Genomic DNA, 17194 nt, shown 5'->3' with positions numbered 1-17194 from the left:
TCAGAGTCTGACTCAGAATCGCTCTGACTGCGCTCATGTTCGGTGGGTCGCTCGAACATGAGCGCAGTCAGAGCGATTCTGAGTCAGACTCTTAAACCTAAGAGGGTTTTTCGAACTCCACCCACGAAAGGGCGGGGTCTCAGTCGAGAAAGGGCGGCTTCCAGCCATAATACTCCATGGCGGGAGCGACATCGACCGGCGCTTCGGCACGGTGCAGGGCGACCAGATCGTCCGCCGTCAACCGGGGCCCGTATCCCGTGGGATCGTAGAACGGAATGCCTTCAGCGAAAGCCTGTTCGATCGCCGTGGTGTCACGGTCGGCCGGTGCGTAGGCCTTGAAAGACAACCCCTGAACCCGTCGATAACCTTCGTTGACGAACTCCGCATGCAGCGATTCAGCCGTGCTCTGACCTTGAAAGCCCCAGCTCATGAACACAAAGAGGCCGAGCGGGGACGTCTTCAGGAGCGGCAAGGCTCTGCGCATCAGCAAACGGGCGCAAACCAGATGCATCTCGCAAAGGTTCGAGTTGGCATAGACCACATCAATCGGACGCGGCGACACGCCGAACATCGCGTAATGCTGCCACCAGGGCACATGCAGCCCCCGTGTCTGCGTGAAGGCCGGATCGTCGGGTGCGGCGGCGTCGAGCAGCGCCCCTTCGCGGAAATCATCGCCGATGATTTCACGCATCAGCCGATTCTGCCACAGATAAAGCGCCGGGGACACGTCGTAGCTTGCGTAAGAATGCCCGCTGATGGCCAGCAGCGCGCCAAGATAGCCCAACCCTGGGCCCGCTTCATAGACCGACAGGCTGCTTCGCCCCGCCAAGCGCGCCAACTCGGTCAGGATGCGGAACGGCGCCACTTGAACCAGAAGATTGGAAATGGGCCGCAGAGCACGGCCGAACATGCGGCCGCTCATCCGGGCCACATGGTCACGCACAGCGTCCACCAGAGCCTTCTCGTCGGCTGTGAAGCGGTTGACGTAGCAAGCCGGCGCAAAACGCGCGTCGGGCTTGAACAAGCCGGGGATTTCCGACTCGAAATTGTGATCGACGTATCGGATGAGTTCGCGCTCGCTGCTCAGTTCGACAGGAACGCCGTTCCGGTGATAGGTGATCGGGGTGAAAGCCGTCAGGATGGGAAGAGCCGTTTCGGCGGTCGCCTGCGCCTCAAGCGCGATGTAGCGCTCCATCGTAATGATTTCGCTCACGTCGGCATCGACCGGCCGAAGCGTTTCCCTCTCATCCCTAGCGTTCCCCACCATAACCGCGTCCTCCAGTTTTCGATCCGTAACGACTTTGCTCCGCAGTCCCTTCAAGGACGCAGAAAAACAGAATGACAGGCCCGCTTTGCGGAACGGCCCTGGATTCCAGGAGAGCGTGCGAAGCGGAGCACCCGGACCGTTTGAGATTCCCTATCTTCCCGCCTCACACAGCCAGCGTCGGACAGCCTTCCGGCAAATCCACCACCTACGGCTCCAGGATTCGACCGATGTCGGCCCCACCATGGCGCCCCGGGACCACACCCCACACCAAACCCCGCCATTAGCATCCGGCGCGTTCCCGACGCCACGTTGTCGCTCAGGCTGTGGCAGATCGCCAGCGGGATGGAGGCGCAGCTGGTGTTGTCGAGGCCGTGCATGTCGATCACAAACTTCCCGACCGGGATCTGTACGCGCTTGCGCAGATGCTCCAGCATGAACTTGTTGGCCTAGCGCAGAACCACCCAATCCAGGGAGTCGATGGTGGTCCCCGCGTGCTCCAGCGTCTCGCGCAGCAGGACCGACACGGCGCGCAGGCTGAAAGAGAACACCTCCACCCCGTTCAGCGTCAGGCGCGCGTCGGTCATCAGGCGAGTCTCCTCCTCCGGGCTGCGGGGCTCGCCCGATGAGATCAGGCCGTCGCGCTTGCCGTCGGCCTTGACGAGGATGTGCGGCGCGCCGCCACCATCGGCGCTTAGCGCCACCGGGATGGGGGAGGCGTGCGGATCCACCTCCAGCAGCGCGGTGGCGGATCCAGCGTGGCCGAACAGCGGCAGGGCGGCGCGGTCCTCGGGGTGCAGCTAGCGGGTGGCGTTGTCTCCGCACAGCACCAAGCCCGCGCGCGCGGTCGAGCCGCCCATCGGCGGCGCGGCGATCCACAGCCCGTAGGCGTAGCCCGAGCCGCCCAGGGACACGTCGAAGGCCGCCGCGCTGGTCGGCAGGCCGAGGCGGTTCTGCATGACGCAGGCGGTCGCCAGCAGCACGTAATCGGCATCCTGCGAGACGAAGACCAGAACCTCTACGCTCGCCGGATCCCAATCGAGCTGCGCCATCAGCCCTTCCGCCGCCGCCACGCACATGTCCGACGCGCAATAGGACCGGCAGCACGCGGTGTTCGTGGACGCCCGCAGTGACGGCCAGCTTCTTCGCCTCCTCCACCGTGAAAATGCCGGGGTCCTCGACGAAGGAATGACGCTGGCGCGGCACGACCGCGCGCAAGCCGGCAATCCGCACACCGTCGATGACCGCCTTCATGGAATGGCTTCCTTGACTTTTGCGAAGCGCCTAATTCGAAAGAAAACCGTGCCATAGACAGATGGGGTTTGGAAAGCGCCGTAAGTGGAGAGCAGGGCAATCGCTTGAAGACGAGGGGGATTCCGGTACGCGGGTTGCTGTGATTCATAGAGGGTCTCGGATCGGAGGCTCACCCCATGCAGGCACGGTCGCTTTTGGATCATTGTTCGGCGCTGGACGCGCCGGACCAAGAGTCTGGGCGCTCTGCTGCCGGTTCTTTATCTGCGGGGCGTCTTCACCGGCGATCACCAGCCTGGACTGCGGCCACGCCTCGCCTGTGGCGCTGCTCGCGCTCGTGCGCGACCACTGGGGCATCGAAAATCGCCGACACTGGCGCCGTGACGTCCTCTTGAGCAAAGACGCCAGCCGGGTGCGATCCGACGCCGCGCCCCAGGCGATGGCGATGCTGCGCAACACCATGCTCGGGCATCGCCAATCTCTTCGACGACCCGCTCCCCGCCGTCCGCATGGCATGCGACGAAGGTCGCTGCGCCACCATTGCAACCGTTAAGAACGGCTTTCTTCGAATGGCCCTGCACCTCATCCAGAGACCGCTTGAAACCGACTAGGAAGCACGTTAGTCATCCCAAACATTTGGGAAATGCTGACTTCCGGAACATTGACGGATGATGAAGCATCGGCATCACCATAGGACTCAGGCGAGACATCCATGATACCTCAGGTCGATCCGCGTGCGAGCTATCGCGAAGACAAGGCGCTCTTGGACGCCGCCGTTTTGCGCGTTCTGGACTCCGGCATGTACATCATGGGTCAGGAGGTCGAGGCCTTCGAAGCGGAGTTCGCCGCCTGGATCGGAGCCCGTCATGGCATCGCCGTCGCCAACGGGACCCAGGCGGTGGAAATCGCCCTGCGGTCGGTCGGGGTTGGGGCCGGTGATCTGGTGTTGACCGTTTCCCACACCGCCGTCGCCACGGCTGCGGCCATTCGCGCTTGCGGAGCCGAGCCGGTGTGGGTGGATGTTGCTGACGGTCACTTCACCATGGATGTCGGGCTGCTCGACGAGACCGCTGCGACGTTGCGCGCTGGGCCGGATGGGGCGCGGCTGAAGGCGGTGGTCGCGGTCCATCTCTATGGCGCGATGGTGGAGCCTGGCCCGCTGCTTGAGGTCTGTCGCCGCCATGAGTTGAAGTTGGTTGAGGATTGCGCCCAGGCTCACGGCGCCGCCTGGGATGGCAAGCGGGCTGGGAGCTTTGGCGACGCGAGCGCCTTCAGCTTCTATCCCACGAAAAATCTTGGCGCGCTTGGTGACGGCGGCATGGTCTGCACCAGTGACGATGCGGCAGCCGAACTGGCTCGGCTGATCCGCCAATATGGTTGGAAAGAGCGTTACATCAGCGCCATCGAAGGCATCAACAGTCGGCTCGATCCGGTGCAGGCCGCCATTTTGCGCATTGGTCTGGTTCGGCTGGAAGAGCGCAACCAGCGCCGACGGGCCATTGCCGCCCTTTATGACGCCGGACTGACGGGCGGCGCGATCACCACGCCAGCGGTTCCAGCGCCGCTAACCCATGCCTACCATCAGTATGTGGTGCGCACGACCGACCGCGATGGGCTAGCCGCTCGGCTCCGCGCCGAGGGTGTTGGCACTGGCATTCACTATCCGGTTCCAGTCCACGCGCAACCTGCCTATCTCGGTCGCTTCGATCGGCATTGCCGGACGTTGCGCAACACCGAGGCCGTGGCCGCTGACATCCTGAGTCTGCCCATGTACCCACAGTTGACGCACGACGATGCCCGTCGCGTGACCGATCTGATCCGCAAGTTCCAGGGGGCCTGATGGCACCGCCCATCCGCTATTACTGCTCTTACTTCGACCATCGCTATCTGCCGCGTGGCCTGGTGCTGATGGAGTCGATCTGGGCCTACAACCCGGCGGCTCGCTTTTTCGTCTTATGCTTTGACGAGGAGTGCAAGCGGCTGCTCGACCAATTCGCCCATCCCAACATCACCGCAATCCCGCTGGCGGAGTTGGAGGCGGCCGATCCAGAGCTGCTGGTGGCCAAGGCCAATCGGTCGTTGGTGGAGTATTACTTCACCTGCACGCCCAGTTGGCCGTCATACCTGTTCGACCGTTTTCCTGAAATCGACCTTATCACCTATCTCGATGCCGACCTCTGGTTCTTCGCTGATCCAGAGATTGTGCATGAGGAGATCGGCGACGCTTCGGTCGCCATCATCCCGCACCGATTCTCTCCCGAACGCCAACATCTTGCCAAGTACGGTTTGTTCAACGTCGGTTGGGTGTCCTGGCGCAACGACGAAGAGGGACGGCGCTGCCTTGCCGACTATCGGGCGAACTGCATCGCTTGGTGTTACGATCGGTTGGAAGAAAACCGCTTCGCCGACCAGAAGTATCTTGACGCGTGGCCGGCCAAATATCCGAACCTGCGCATCATCCAACACATCGGCGCCAATCTGGCGGCCTGGAACATCAACAGCCACTGCCTGTCTGTGGTGGACGACATCCTGTTCTTCGGCGACCGCCGCGTGATTTTTTTCCATTACCACGCCTTGCGCGAGATGCCCGACGGTCGCTGGAACCTAAGCCTCGACAGTCTCATGGGACAGCGCCATCCGCTGCTGATCGACGCCATCTACCGTCCCTATGTGGAACGGCTGAAGGCCAAGGGCGTGGAGATGGAAGAGCGCTACGGACCGATCCGCAAATACACCGACATCCGCTATGCCAAAAAGCATGAAGCCAAACTGGACGCCGCGCCGTTCCCGCCCGGCGGCTGGCGCTATGTTGGCGTCTCCTGGCCCGAACCGGTCAATCCCCAAAATGGTGGTTGGTCCTTCGAAGCCATCGCCGACATCCGCCGCAAGCAGGTTGCCGAGTTCCGCCAACGCCCTTCCGCCATCGCAGCCGGGAGCACGTTGCTGGAGCAAGCCAATTCGCTCGTTGCCGCAACGGCGCTCAACCATGTGCAGGGTCGTCTTGGCGCTGCGGAGGCGGTGTCGATCCTTGATTGGGGCGGAGCTGTTGGACTGACCGCCGAGGTTCTGCATCGGCTGGCTCCCACCGTTTCCTTCTCCTACACGGTCAAGGAGGTGGCCGAGATTTGCAGGCTTGGCGCCGAACTGATGCCGGGAATCGCCTTCACCGACAAAGAGGACAAGGCGCTTGCTCAGCGCTACAATCTGGCGATCGCCAGTGCGTCGCTGCATTACAGCCGTGACTGGCGCGCTGTGGCGACCGGGTTGGCCGATTCGGCGAACACGGGCCTGCTCATCGCCCGTCAGCCGACGGTGCGCGATCAGCCTTCCTACGTTGCTTACCAGAACGCTTATGGCACGGTCTTCACCTGCTGGATCCTGAACGAACGCGAGCTGGTTGAGGTGATCCGCAGTCGTGGGTTCGAGGTGGCGCAGCGTTTCCTATCCGGTGACGCCGCGCAGATTGACGGAGCGCCCAAACAGCCGACCTTCCACTCCTATTTGTTCGAACGGGTGCGTGACGTTCCGACCAATTGAGGGGATGAAGCGGTGAGACGATGACAAGGAAGATGTCTATGACGGTCGATCCGACAAATCTGGCGGGCAGCAATGCCCTGATTATCGGCGGGTTGGGCTTCATCGGCTCCAACCTTGCCATGCGACTGGTTGAGTTGGGGGCCTCGGTTCTGCTGGTGGACAGCATGAATCCTCTCTACGGCGGCAACCTGCACAACATCGCCCCGATCAAGGACCGCGTGCGCGTCAACATCGCCGATGTCCGCGATAAGCACAGCCTGTCCTATCTGGTGAAGGACCAGCAGGTCATCTTCAATCTGGCCGGCCAGACCAGCCATATGGATTCGATGGCCGACCCTTTCACCGATCTGGAGATCAACTGCACCGCGCAGTTGTCGCTGCTGGAGGTCTGTCGGGCGCACAATCCCGACGCCAAGTTGGTGTTCGCCAGCACGCGCCAGATCTACGGTCGACCGCAGTATTTGCCTGTGGACGAGAAACATCCCATCCGTCCCGTCGACGTGAACGGCATCAACAAGGCGGCGGGCGAATTTTATCATATCCTCTACAACGACGTGTACGGCATCCGGGCCACTGTGCTGCGTTTGACGAACACCTATGGTCCGCGCATGCGCATCAAGGACGCCCGCCAGACTTTCCTGGGCATCTGGATCCAGAATCTGTTGCAGGGCGCTGCGATCGATGTGTGGGGTGGCGCTCAACTGCGCGACTTCAACTATGTCGACGATGTTGTCGATGCCCTGCTGATCGCGGCCCTTGATCGCGCCAGCGATGGAAAAGTCTACAACATCGGCAGTGAGGAAGTGCTGTCGCTGGAGGAGGTGGCGCGTCTTCTGACCGCGCTGCGGCCCGATGGACGTTACACCGTGCGCGATTACCCGGCTGAACGCCGCAAAATCGACATTGGTGATTATTATTCCGACTTTACCCTGTTCCGCACCGCCACCGGCTGGACACCGAAGACAAGCTTCCGCGAAGGGATTGAGCGGACGGTGGATTTCTTCCAGACCAACAGGGAGCATTACGGCTGAGCCGTTCGCATTGCCCCTTCATCCACATTGACCGTCTATAGGTCCCAGAGGCTTCCCATGCGCTTCCTAATCGTTGACACCGTCTATGACGGCTTTCTCCAGTGGCTCTACAACACACGGGCGCCAGGCTTGGCGGTACGGTCGTTTGATGAGCAGTACCGCGCGCAGGTTGATGGATTCTTCCACACCGCCGGCGCTTGGAGCGAACCGTTGCGCGCGCTCGGTCACGAAGTGCTCGACATCACGGCCAACAACGCGCCCCAGCAGGTCCGCTGGATGGTTGAGAATGATCGACTGGATGCCGCGAAGACGTTGAGCGATGCGCTGGTGTTTGGTGGCTACAGCCTGCGGCAGAAGCAGGATTTTGGCTGGCAGCGCGGCTTTGTCGCCGAACAGGTGCGCAAGTTCCGCCCCGACGTCTTGCTGTGCGCCAACCTTTACATGTTCGATGACGCATTTCTGGAAACGGTCAAAGGCAGCTATGGGGTCGCCGTCGGCCAACACGCGGCGGTCATGCCGCGCAACAGCCTCAAACGTTACGATCTGATTATCTCGTCGCTGCCCAATCAGGTCGCTGCGTTCAAGGAACAAGGCATCCGCAGCGAGTTGGTCAAGTTGGCGTTCGATGAACGGTTGCTGTTGCAGTTGGCCGACCATGGCAAGCCCCACGACCTCGCCTTCATCGGTCAAATCTCATCGCATCACCGTGGTCGCGCCCGTTTCATCGCCGACGTGGCGCAGGAGTTGCCGGTTTCTTTCTGGGGCAGCGCTTCCTGGCCGGAGGACATCGACCCGTCCGCGCTGAAAATCACCAGCAATCCACCGTTGTGGGGCCTGCCGATGTATCAGGCCTTAAAAGACTGCCGGATGGTGCTGAACTTCCACCTCGACGCCGCTGGGGACTATGCCAACAACCTGCGTCTGTTTGAGGTGACAGGGGTCGGCTCGGTCCTGGTGACTGACAACAAACGAAACATCCGCGACTATTTCGACCCAGGCCGTGAAATCGTGGTTTATGATGACGCCCCTGGCTGCATTGCCGCGATCAAGCGCCTTCAATCGGCGCCGGACGAGTTGGACGCCATCGCCAAGGCCGGTCAGCAGGCGGTGCTGTCGCGCCACACCTATCACCATCGTGTTCGCGACCTCCTGCCCCTGCTTGGTTGAGCAACGCAAGCGGAGCAAGGAAACACTGGTATGCGGATCCTGGCCATTTCGGGCAATCTCGACTTTTCGGGATCATCCCTCGCCCTTTACCGCTTTCTGAAAGGGTTGGTGACTGGGGATATGGCCGGGCGGCATGAGGTTGAGGTGTTGTGGTGCCAACTTGGCCCGCCATCGCTAAGAAACGCCTACACCGCTCTTGGCATCCCGGTGATTCTGGACGCGACGCCTAAGTCGTACGACGTGGTGCTGTGCAACTCTATCCTGACCGGCGCCCTGGTTCAGCGCTGTGTTGCCCAGTGCCCAACAGTCTGGTGGATTCACGAGCCATGCTTCGGCGCCGACATAGTCCGCCAGAACCCGGCGATGTTCGGGGCCTTCACCACAGCGACCACCATCGTTTTTCCGACCCGCTGGCAGGCGACCAACGTCTATCAGGAGTGGTTGACTCGGGAAAACTGGACGGTGGTGGAGAATGGCGTGGCGGTTGATTTTCGTCCGCAGCCACGACCAACGGATCTGTTTCCGGGGTGCTTCACCATCCTACAGCTCGGAACCGTTGAATTGCGAAAGGGTGTTGATTTGACGTTGGAGGCGGTTCGCCGACTGGGCGACCCACGCGTGCATCTGGTTTATGTCGGACCGCGTCACCCGAATTTCATGCCCGAACTGACGGTTGAGGAAACCACGCGCATTCGCTTCCTTGGCTCTAAGTCTGAAATCCAGGTTGCCGCCTATCTTCAGCATTGCGACGCGCTGTCCTGTCCGACCCGTGACGACCTAGTCGCTCTGGCCATCCTGGAAGCCTTGCAGAGTGGTCTTGCGGTCGCGGCAAGCGACTTTGGCGCAATTCCAGACACCATCCGCCACGATTGGAATGGCTTGCTCTCTCCGGTTGATGATGCGGTCAGCCTAACCGACAATCTTGTTCGGCTGCGCGATGACTTGGCGCTGCGTCGCAATCTCGCTGTCAATGGGCGGGAAACCCACCGAAAACGCCACAGCGCTGAACAGCACCGGAGTGGCCTGTTGGCGATTCTGGAGCGGACTGCTGGTATGGTCAAGTAGAACCCAGCGTCAGAGTGAGTTGGTCGCCACCTGTCGGACAATTTTCGGCGGCGCTACGCTTGGTTCATGTCTGGGGGGACGCCATAGAACGGGCAGGAATATACGTCGCCATTATCAACTAGAGGCCGTTGATATTCAGGATTCCTCAGGACGCGAAAATGTGATTCAACCTCCTTTTCGGGAAGGAGGCTTGAATGAGCGGGGGTCGTTTTCCTGCGCGACGGCCGCCTATGCCTCACGAACAACGCCGCCGAACGCGCTCTGCGCGGGATCGCTCTGGGCCGGAACGCAGATTCATCTATTCTGGCAGGCGCCCTTAGCCTAACCGGTTCGGATGCGCGTGCGCCCGAACCGGTCTCCGTTTCGGCGCGCTCAGTTGCGACCGTAGGAATCTTCCAGCCGAACGATGTCATCCTCTCCCAGATAGGAGCCGGATTGCACCTCGATGATGGTCAGCGGCACTTTGCCGGGATTCTCCAGCCGGTGAACCGTGCCGATGGGGATGTAGATGGACTGATTCTCATAGACCATCACCTGCTCGTCGCCACGCGTGACCAAAGCCGTGCCATTGACCACCACCCAATGCTCGGCCCGGTGATGATGCTTCTGAAGCGACAATTGCGACCCCGGGGCGATGGTCAGGCTTTTGACCTGAAAACGCTCGCCGGTGTGCAGCGACTGGTAAGACCCCCAAGGTCGATGGACCTTGCGATGGTTGATCGCCTCGCTGCGCCCGGTCTTCTTCAGCCGGTCAACGATGCGCTTCACGTCCTGGGCGTGGTCGCGGTCGGCCACCAGAACGGCGTCGTCCACCACCACCACCACGGCGTTCTTCACCCCGACCACGGCGGTCAGGTGGTTTTCGCTGCGCACGTAGCAGTCGCTCGCCCCTTCCATCAGGACATCGCCGACCAACACATTGCCATCAGCGTCCTTGCTGCCGACGTCCCACAACGCCGACCAGGCGCCGACGTCGGTCCAACCGATGTCGCAGGGAACCACGGCGGCCATGTCGGTCCGCTCCATCACCGCATAGTCGATGGAGATGGACGGAGCGACGGCAAAGGCCGTGGCGTCCAGACGGAAGAAATCCAGATCGGACTGGCCGCCGTCCAACGCGGCGCGGCAGGCGGCGACCACCGCCGGAGCGTGGCGCTCCAGTTCGGCGAGAAGCTGACCGACAGGGAACAGGAACATGCCGCTGTTCCAGGCGTAACCGCCATCCTCCAAATAGGATTGGGCAACCGCCAGCGTCGGCTTCTCAACGAAAGCCGCGACCTCGAAAGCCCCCTCGACCTCATCCAACGGCCGACCACGCTGGATGTAACCATAGCCGGTTTCCGGAGTCGTCGGAGCGATGCCGAACGTGACCAGACGCCCGGTCTGCGCCGCCTGAGCGGCGACCAGCACCGTCTGGCGGAAGGCGTCGGGCGCCCGGATCTCATGGTCGGCGGGCAACAGCAGAAGCAGCGCGTCAGGATCGGTCGCGGCGACGCTCAGCGCGGCGAGCGCGCAGGCGGCGGCGGTGTTGCGGCCCATCGGCTCCAGCAGGATGCCGCGCGGCTTCAACCCGGACTGGCGGAGCTGTTCCGCGACAAGAAAGCGATGTTCCTGATTGCAGACCACCAGCGGCGGCGCAAAGGCCAGTTCGTCGCCAACCCGCAAGGCCGTGTCCTGAAACATCGTCCGGTCAGAACACAAGGCCAGGAACTGCTTGGGATACAGTTCCCGCGACAACGGCCACAAACGGGACCCGGAACCGCCGGACAACAGCACCGGAACGATCTTTTGCGCGGAAACGCTGTTCATTGCTGCCGTCCTATTGCTTGGCGCACGACGCGCGCCCTTCGGTTTGATGGCCTGGTTTGATGGCCTGAAGACCAGACCGGCAAACCGGGGCGGACCGTTTATAGACCGACCGCTTTCCGATCCACAAGCGCCCCTCCAACCCCGAACCGGCTGGAAACGCCCGACATGAAGCCGACAGAACCACGAGAGAGACAAGACTCCAAACACGGTCGCCGCAACCCGCCCAAACCGCCTATCCTGCTCCCATTGAGTTTGGACTCTTGTCGCGCCCCCCCCTCCATTCCCACTCCTCAAGAAAGATCGGATGGCTGGCCATGACCGGCTTGCAGAAGCGTCGAGCGGAGCAAAGCGCGACAGAACTCCAAACGCCACCCGATTCGCGCCCGTCTGAACAGGAACGCGACTCGGAATACCAGGAAACATCAATGATTCCGCCATACACTCAGTCCCAAACCCTGGATCTTCGTCACCACAACCCCAGACCCAACGATAAATCCACAGCCCGAATCGACTATCCACTGGAGTCTTGTCGCGACAATTCTGGAGTCTTGTCGCGCGACTCGCGATTCTCTACTGGAGTCTTGTCGCGCAAACTATTAATAGAAACAAATAATCAAACAAATAGTTTGCGCGACAAGACTCCAAATTGCTGACACGGAAACCTCGTGATATACCGATCTCCATAAAGTCCTGCCAAGGTCAGCCCGCTATGGGACAGATACATCACCTGATTACCCAGCTTGGACGAGACCAGGCGAAAGCTCTCCAACCAGATCCGGAGAGACGTTCCCTAGTTGACGTCGCGGCAGCCGTCCTCGAAGAGGAGCGGCAAGAGCTTGGCATCACCTATTCCGGTTTTGCGCTAACCGCGCTTCCACATCGCCGTCTTCCGGATGACCAGCCTTGGGAACGCCGAGGACATAAGATTCGTTTGCTGATCGAGCCGGGACGACTGCCCGTTCGCAACGGAGGATTCAAACTTTACGGCGTTCCTTATGGCAGCCGCGCCCGCATGATTCTGCTCTATCTGCAAACCCGCGCCATCCAAACCGACAGCCGTGAAGTCGAGTTGGGACGCAGCATGCACGAATGGCTCGACCGTATGGGTTTGTCGGTCGGGGGCCAAACCTATCGTGACATTCGCGAACAGGCGTCGCGCATTGCCGCCTGCAATCTAACCTTCGCCTGGGAAGACGCCCACAGCATTGGCTTTGAAAAAGGCTCCATCGTCAAAGGCGGCATTCACTTTTCAGCCAATCCTGGTTCCGATCAGGGCAGTTTGTGGGAAGACCGCGTTCTGTTGTCCGAAGCCTTCTTTCGCGAGCTAAAGGCTCATCCCGTCCCAATCTGGGAACCGGCTCTGCGCCATATCCAGAACAACAGCACCAGCATCGACATCTATATTTGGCTGGCCTACCGGCTTCACAGCCTGTCTCGAACCACACAGATCACTTGGCCCGCCGTGTTCGAACAATTCGGCGCGGGTTACAGCCGTTTGCGTGATTTCCGGAAACGCTTCATTGAGGCGCTCCAACTGGCGCTTGCTGTCTATCCTGATGCCAGAGTTGAAGTTGAGGAACAAGGATTGCTCATGCATCCGTCGCCTCCACCAATCCCAGAACGGAAATTCGCCCAGCTTTACCGTTGAATCCGATTTCAATCGGCATCTTCCAATTTTAATGTTTTGCAGCCTAGGGTCAGTGCGACAAGACTCCAAACTCCAAGGCTCAAAGCAGCTTCCCTGCAAACGAATGTGAGACACCAACCGAAACGGCGACGGGCTGGTTCCGGTAGATCACAGGCCGACCCGGCTCCAGCGGCCAGCGTGAATCACCGCTAACCTCATACCACCAAAACCGGATAGTCATCCGGCAGATTTACCACCTGGGGTTCTGGCATCGGCCCAAGATTCGCCACCATGCCGCCCCAGGACCAACCAACGCCAAAACCTGCCATCAGTGTCTTAACCCTCCGCTCCGCCAACTCTCTGCCCAAGCTGTGGCAAATCGCCAACGGGATAGACGCGGAGCTGGTGTTGCCAAACCCCTGCATGTCGATAACGAACTTGTCTGTTGGCGCCTTCACCTTTTTGCGCAGATGCTCCAGCATGAAAGCATTAGCCTGGTGCAACACGAAGCGGTCGATGCCGTCGATGTCGGTTCCAGCATGCTCCATCGTCTCGCGCAGCAGCGGCGGCACGGCGCGCAGGGTGAAGGAGAAAACCTCCGCCCCGTTCAGGGCCAGGCGCGAATCGCGCTCCAGCGCCGCCGCCGCGTCCGGGTCAATGGCGCGGTTGGCCGACGCCACTGGCGGGATCAGGCAATGGCGCTTGCCGCCCGCCTTGACGAAGATGTGCGGCGCGCCCGCCCCGTCGGTGCCGATCACCACAGAAATGGGCGTGGCCTCGGGATCAACCTCCAGCGCGGTGGCCGACCCGGCGTCGCCGAACAGCGGCAGGGTCGCCCGGTCTTCCGGGTGCAAATGGCGGGTGGCGTTGTCGCCGCACAGCACCAGGGCGCGCCGTGCGGTCGAACCGCCCAGCAGGCGGGACGCGATCCACAGCCCATAGACATAGCCCGAGCAGCCCAACGGCACGTCGAAGGCCGCCGTGCTCGTCGGCAGGCCCAGCCGCTTTTGCATGATGCAGGCGGTGGCGGGCAGCACGTAATCGGCGTCCTGGGACACGAAGATCAGCACCTCGACGCTGGCCGGATCCCAATCGAGTTGCGCCATCAGCCCTTCCGCCGCCGCGACGCACAGGTCCGACGCGCAATAGGGCGGGGCCAAGACGCGGCGTTCGTGGACGCCGATGGTGGCGGCCAGCTTCCGAACCTCTTCGGGTGTGAAGATGCCGGGATCCTCGACGAAGGAATGGCGCTGCGACGGCACCACCGCCCGCAAACCCGCGATCCGCACCCCTTCGACGACCGCTTTCATGATGTCCTGTCCTTGCCTGTTGCTCGTCCGGCGACGCTTTGACCCGCGCCTCCCGCCAGCCTACGGCAAAATGCCCTAACGACAGGCAAATTTCGCGCGGTCTATAACCGTGGCGGAACAGGGGGCTGTGCTATGGTCGGCCATCCCCCCACAAGATGGACGCCGCGCCCCATGACCGCCCTTTACAACCCCATGGATCTGTCTGGCCGCCGCATGCTGGTCACGGGCGCGTCGGCTGGAATCGGGCGGGCGACGGCGGTGATGCTGTCACGGCTGGGCGCGCGCGTGATCCTGAACGGGCGCGACGTCGACCGGCTGAACGACACCGCCGCCCAGTTGGAAGGCGACGGGCACGCCGTCGCCGCCTTTGACCTGTCGGAGCTGGAGGCGGTGCCGGGGTGGGTGAAGCAACTGGCCGCCGATCACGGACCGCTGGACGGCATCGCCCATTGCGCCGGGATTCAGACGCTGCGCCCAATCCGCATCTTCTCCGCCGATTTCTTCGACTCGGTGATGCGGGCCAATCTGGGCAGCGCTCTGGCGCTCGCGCGCGGGCTGCGGCAAAAGGGCTGCCACGCCGAGCGGGCGGCGATGGCGCTGATCTCCTCGACCGCCGCGACGGCGGCCTCGCCCGGCAACGTCGTCTACGCCGCCAGCAAGGGCGGCGTCATCGCCGCCACCAAGGGGCTGGCGGTGGAGTTGCTGAGCGACGGCATCCGGGTGAATTGCGTCGTCCCCTCCATCGTCGAAACCGAGTTGATCGAACGCGGCAAGCAGAAGCTGACGGCGGAGCAGTATGAGCATCTGCGCAAGCTCCAGCCGCTGGGCTTCGGCCATCCCGACGACATCGCCCACATGCTGGCCTATCTGCTCGCCGACACCAGCCGCTGGATGACGGGATCCATCGTCACCGTGGATGGCGGGCGCACCGCCTGACGCCCGATCCCCCGAACGAGAGCTTTCCCCATGGCCGAGGACACGCCCGACACCCGCTGGTTCTTCCTCTGCGCCGCCGACGATCTGGCCAACCCGAACGCCTTCGTCACGACGCGGGTCGGCGCGATCCCGCTGGTGGCGCAGAACATCAAGGGGGAGGTGGTCGCCTTCCGCAACGTCTGCACCCACCGATTCGCGGTGATCCACGACGCGGCGAGCGGCTGCGGCCCGTTGCGCTGCCCCTATCATGGTTGGAGTTTTGACGCGGCGGGCGTGCCGGTGGGGTTGCCCTTCAACCCGACCGACTTCCAGCTCGACGCGGAAGGGCGGCGGCGGTTGGCGCTGAACCCCGCCTCGTTGGCGATGTGCGGACGCTTGGTCTTCATCCGGGTGGCGGTCGAAGGGCCAGGGCTGGAGGCGCAGATGGGCGCGGACGTCTTCGCCCGGTTGGCCGCGCTGTCGAACCGCTTCACCCGACGCGGCGAGCTGATCGACCTGGATCCGGCGGGGGAGCGGATCGAGACCGCCAACCTGCGCGCGGTCGTCGCGGCTGCGGCCCTGCGGCTGGAGGCCCTGCCGCCGCCCGGCGCCGCCGACCGCTTCGCCCGCGCCTGGACCTTCCATCCCGCCCACGCTGACGCGGAGACGCCCGCATGACCGCGCTTTTCCCGGAAACCGGCGCCTTCCTGCCGCACCATCATTTCTGGACGGAGGAGGCGTTCGCGCAGGAGCGCGAGCGGGTCTTTGGCCGCTGCTGGCTCTACATGGGGGTGTTCGACGCCAGCGGCGCGCTGTCCGCCGAGATGGCCGGGCTGCGCTTCGCCGTCCGCCGCGACGCCGACGGACGGCTGAGCGGCGAGCGCCACGACGGCGCGCGCGTCCGCCCGCTGGAGGTCGACCGCTGCGGCGCCCTGGTCTTCGCCCGCGTGGCCCCGGAGGGCGCGGACTCACACCTGGCGCCCACCCTGGCCGAGCATCTCCACCCCTACGCCGAGCGGCTGGCCGCCATGTCGGTCAATTGCGTGAACCCGGAACCGCCGGTCGGCATCCCCTTCCAAGCCAACTGGAAGGCGTTGGTCGAAAACACCATGGATGACTTCCACGGCTCCACCGTTCACCCCGACACCATCCACCCGGCGGTGCATCCCGATTGGCAAACCCATCTGGCGACGGAGCGGCATGGGGCGAACAGCGATTCCCGCTGGGTTCTGGCCGACGGCACGGCGGGCTGGTGGGCGAAGCTGGACGCCAAGCTGCGGCTGGCCAAATTCGCCGACGAGCCGTTCTACCGCCACATCTTCATCTTCCCGAATTTCTATCTGGCGAGCTTTTACGGGGCGGTGGTCATCCCGCACCGGGTCGATCCGGTCGCCCCCGATTCCTCGGTCCTGCGGTGGCAATTGTTCCTGCCGACGACCCGATTGGACAGCCCGCGCGAGCGCGCCTTTCACCGCTCCACCGCCGCCTATCTGGTGACGTCGGCCATTGGCGTGATCGACGAGGATCGCCCGGTGTGCGAAGCGGTGCAGCAGGGCCGTCCGGCCATCCTGGGCAACGGCGTCTATGGCCGCCGCGAACGCCGCATCCTGGACTTCCACGCCGCGATGCTGGCCCAGCTCGCCGGAGCGGCGGCGTGAACGGCGTCCTCACCTTCATCCCGCCGACCGAAGAGCACGCCCAGATCCTGCTCGACTGGCGCACCCGGCCCGACATCGCCGATCAAATGCTGTCGGAGGTGCCGTATGACGTCGAGCGGCAAAAGGCGTGGCTGCGCCGCTGCGCCGAGCGGACGGACTATGTTCACCGCGTCCTCTGCGTGGATGGAACGCCGTCCGGCCATGTGTCCATCACCATCACCGAACCGGCCTGGAAGATCGCCACCATCGGCGTGCTGATGGGCGAAAAAGCCGGACGGGTCGGGGCGGCGCCGCTGAACTTCGCCTACATGCTGAACCATGTCTTCTTCACGCTGGGGCTGCGCAAGGTGGTCAACCACATTCTGGGGACCAACAGCCCGCGCCTGCTGAAAGGCCAACCGATGATCGGCTACCGCCCGGTCGGCGTGCTCGCCCGACAGGTGGTGAAGGACGGCCGCGAAATCGACCTGCACGTCTTCGAAATGCTGGCCGACGATTGGCGCGCCACCCGCAACCGCTTCGGCGTCTACACCGACATGGACGGGCGGGAGTGGCGCTGA

16 protein-coding genes and 2 pseudogenes are annotated in these 17194 nt (G+C 62.7%); 12 read left to right on the top strand and 6 right to left on the bottom strand.

Translation table 11 applies throughout. The features are described from left to right. Positions 1–139: 139 nt before the first annotated feature. The 4 genes from D3877_RS28310 to D3877_RS30720 all read right to left on the bottom strand — a co-directional run bounded on the left by D3877_RS28310 (position 140) and on the right by D3877_RS30720 (position 2316). Positions 140–1213: a hypothetical protein gene (locus D3877_RS28310; protein WP_119834148.1), complete on the bottom strand. Its 1074-nt coding sequence runs from the start codon at positions 1211–1213 to the stop codon at positions 140–142. Positions 1214–1317: 104 nt separating this feature from the next. Next, complete coding sequence (locus tag D3877_RS30730; RefSeq protein WP_238475148.1) at positions 1318–1701, bottom strand: 3-oxoacyl-[acyl-carrier-protein] synthase III C-terminal domain-containing protein; 384 nt, start codon at positions 1699–1701, stop codon at positions 1318–1320. A gap of 12 nt (positions 1702–1713) precedes the next feature. Continuing rightward, positions 1714–1995 carry a hypothetical protein gene (locus tag D3877_RS30725; protein WP_238475147.1) on the bottom strand — a complete coding sequence of 94 codons (282 nt, stop codon included), beginning with the start codon at positions 1993–1995 and terminating at the stop codon, positions 1714–1716. Positions 1996–2064: 69 nt separating this feature from the next. Beyond that, positions 2065–2316 (bottom strand): beta-ketoacyl-[acyl-carrier-protein] synthase family protein, encoded by a 252-nt coding sequence (locus D3877_RS30720; RefSeq protein WP_238475146.1) that lies wholly within the window; start codon positions 2314–2316, stop codon positions 2065–2067. A gap of 485 nt (positions 2317–2801) precedes the next feature. Here D3877_RS30720 and D3877_RS28300 point away from each other — a divergent pair. The 7 genes and pseudogenes from D3877_RS28300 to D3877_RS28270 form a co-directional block, all read left to right on the top strand. Continuing rightward, a pseudogene (locus D3877_RS28300) lies at positions 2802–3126 on the top strand (hypothetical protein); the annotation flags it as partial. Positions 3127–3227: 101 nt separating this feature from the next. Then, positions 3228–4355, top strand: a complete 1128-nt coding sequence (locus D3877_RS28295) for a DegT/DnrJ/EryC1/StrS family aminotransferase (protein WP_119834147.1) — start codon at positions 3228–3230, stop codon at positions 4353–4355. Then, positions 4355–6052 carry a class I SAM-dependent methyltransferase gene (locus D3877_RS28290; RefSeq protein WP_119834146.1) on the top strand — a complete coding sequence of 566 codons (1698 nt, stop codon included), beginning with the start codon at positions 4355–4357 and terminating at the stop codon, positions 6050–6052. The genes D3877_RS28295 and D3877_RS28290 overlap by 1 nt, the downstream gene beginning before the upstream one ends. A gap of 38 nt (positions 6053–6090) precedes the next feature. Beyond that, complete coding sequence (locus tag D3877_RS28285; RefSeq protein ID WP_119834145.1) at positions 6091–7083, top strand: NAD-dependent epimerase/dehydratase family protein; 993 nt, start codon at positions 6091–6093, stop codon at positions 7081–7083. 57 nt (positions 7084–7140) lie between these two features. Further along, positions 7141–8250, top strand: a complete 1110-nt coding sequence (locus D3877_RS28280) for a glycosyltransferase family protein (RefSeq protein WP_119834144.1) — start codon at positions 7141–7143, stop codon at positions 8248–8250. Between the two features lie 30 nt (positions 8251–8280). Then, positions 8281–9315, top strand: coding sequence for a glycosyltransferase family 4 protein (locus D3877_RS28275; RefSeq protein WP_119834143.1), 1035 nt, complete (start codon positions 8281–8283; stop codon positions 9313–9315). 210 nt (positions 9316–9525) lie between these two features. Next, positions 9526–9606: pseudogene (locus tag D3877_RS28270) on the top strand (IS66 family transposase); the annotation flags it as partial. A gap of 81 nt (positions 9607–9687) precedes the next feature. On the opposite strand, the gene D3877_RS28265 reads toward D3877_RS28270, so the two are convergent. Then, complete coding sequence (locus D3877_RS28265; RefSeq protein ID WP_119834142.1) at positions 9688–11124, bottom strand: mannose-1-phosphate guanylyltransferase/mannose-6-phosphate isomerase; 1437 nt, start codon at positions 11122–11124, stop codon at positions 9688–9690. Between the two features lie 709 nt (positions 11125–11833). Between D3877_RS28265 and D3877_RS28260 the strand changes: the two genes are divergently transcribed. Continuing rightward, complete coding sequence (locus tag D3877_RS28260) at positions 11834–12772, top strand: replication protein RepA (protein ID WP_119834141.1); 939 nt, start codon at positions 11834–11836, stop codon at positions 12770–12772. Positions 12773–12966: 194 nt separating this feature from the next. Here the strand turns inward: D3877_RS28260 and D3877_RS28255 are convergent, their stop codons facing one another. Next, positions 12967–14061 carry a 3-oxoacyl-ACP synthase III family protein gene (locus tag D3877_RS28255; protein WP_119834140.1) on the bottom strand — a complete coding sequence of 365 codons (1095 nt, stop codon included), beginning with the start codon at positions 14059–14061 and terminating at the stop codon, positions 12967–12969. A 171-nt stretch (positions 14062–14232) separates the two neighbouring features. On the opposite strand from D3877_RS28255, the gene D3877_RS28250 reads away from it, so the two are divergent. The 4 genes from D3877_RS28250 to D3877_RS28235 are packed head-to-tail and all read left to right on the top strand — an operon-like array spanning position 14233 to position 17194. Beyond that, positions 14233–14997, top strand: a complete 765-nt coding sequence (locus D3877_RS28250) for an SDR family NAD(P)-dependent oxidoreductase (RefSeq protein WP_119834139.1) — start codon at positions 14233–14235, stop codon at positions 14995–14997. A gap of 30 nt (positions 14998–15027) precedes the next feature. After that, complete coding sequence (locus tag D3877_RS28245; protein ID WP_119834138.1) at positions 15028–15654, top strand: Rieske 2Fe-2S domain-containing protein; 627 nt, start codon at positions 15028–15030, stop codon at positions 15652–15654. Further along, on the top strand, positions 15651–16634 hold the full coding sequence (locus D3877_RS28240; protein ID WP_119834137.1) for an RHO alpha subunit C-terminal catalytic domain-containing protein: 984 nt from the start codon (positions 15651–15653) through the stop codon (positions 16632–16634). The genes D3877_RS28245 and D3877_RS28240 overlap by 4 nt, the downstream gene beginning before the upstream one ends. Further along, on the top strand, positions 16631–17194 hold the full coding sequence (locus D3877_RS28235) for a GNAT family N-acetyltransferase (RefSeq protein ID WP_119834136.1): 564 nt from the start codon (positions 16631–16633) through the stop codon (positions 17192–17194). The genes D3877_RS28240 and D3877_RS28235 overlap by 4 nt, the downstream gene beginning before the upstream one ends.

Origin of the sequence: Azospirillum cavernae, assembly GCF_003590795.1 — a bacterium.
Lineage (GTDB): Bacteria > Pseudomonadota > Alphaproteobacteria > Azospirillales > Azospirillaceae > Azospirillum > Azospirillum cavernae.
The sequence above is the reverse complement of the archived record's forward strand: the minus strand, read 5'-3'. Positions and strand labels throughout refer to the sequence as shown.

Bases quoted from the DNA above. Each gene is read 5' to 3' on its own strand.
- D3877_RS30730 (WP_238475148.1), bottom strand. From the start codon at position 1,701: ATGCTGGAGCATCTGCGCAAGCGCGTACAGATCCCGGTCGGGAAGTTT.
- D3877_RS30720 (WP_238475146.1), bottom strand. From the start codon at position 2,316: ATGGCGCAGCTCGATTGGGATCCGGCGAGCGTAGAGGTTCTGGTCTTC.
- D3877_RS28295 (WP_119834147.1), top strand. From the start codon at position 3,228: ATGATACCTCAGGTCGATCCGCGTGCGAGCTATCGCGAAGACAAGGCG.
- D3877_RS28290 (WP_119834146.1), top strand. From the start codon at position 4,355: ATGGCACCGCCCATCCGCTATTACTGCTCTTACTTCGACCATCGCTAT.
- D3877_RS28285 (WP_119834145.1), top strand. From the start codon at position 6,091: ATGACGGTCGATCCGACAAATCTGGCGGGCAGCAATGCCCTGATTATC.
- D3877_RS28280 (WP_119834144.1), top strand. From the start codon at position 7,141: ATGCGCTTCCTAATCGTTGACACCGTCTATGACGGCTTTCTCCAGTGG.
- D3877_RS28275 (WP_119834143.1), top strand. From the start codon at position 8,281: ATGCGGATCCTGGCCATTTCGGGCAATCTCGACTTTTCGGGATCATCC.
- D3877_RS28265 (WP_119834142.1), bottom strand. From the start codon at position 11,124: ATGAACAGCGTTTCCGCGCAAAAGATCGTTCCGGTGCTGTTGTCCGGC.
- D3877_RS28260 (WP_119834141.1), top strand. From the start codon at position 11,834: ATGGGACAGATACATCACCTGATTACCCAGCTTGGACGAGACCAGGCG.
- D3877_RS28255 (WP_119834140.1), bottom strand. From the start codon at position 14,061: ATGAAAGCGGTCGTCGAAGGGGTGCGGATCGCGGGTTTGCGGGCGGTG.
- D3877_RS28250 (WP_119834139.1), top strand. From the start codon at position 14,233: ATGACCGCCCTTTACAACCCCATGGATCTGTCTGGCCGCCGCATGCTG.
- D3877_RS28245 (WP_119834138.1), top strand. From the start codon at position 15,028: ATGGCCGAGGACACGCCCGACACCCGCTGGTTCTTCCTCTGCGCCGCC.
- D3877_RS28240 (WP_119834137.1), top strand. From the start codon at position 15,651: ATGACCGCGCTTTTCCCGGAAACCGGCGCCTTCCTGCCGCACCATCAT.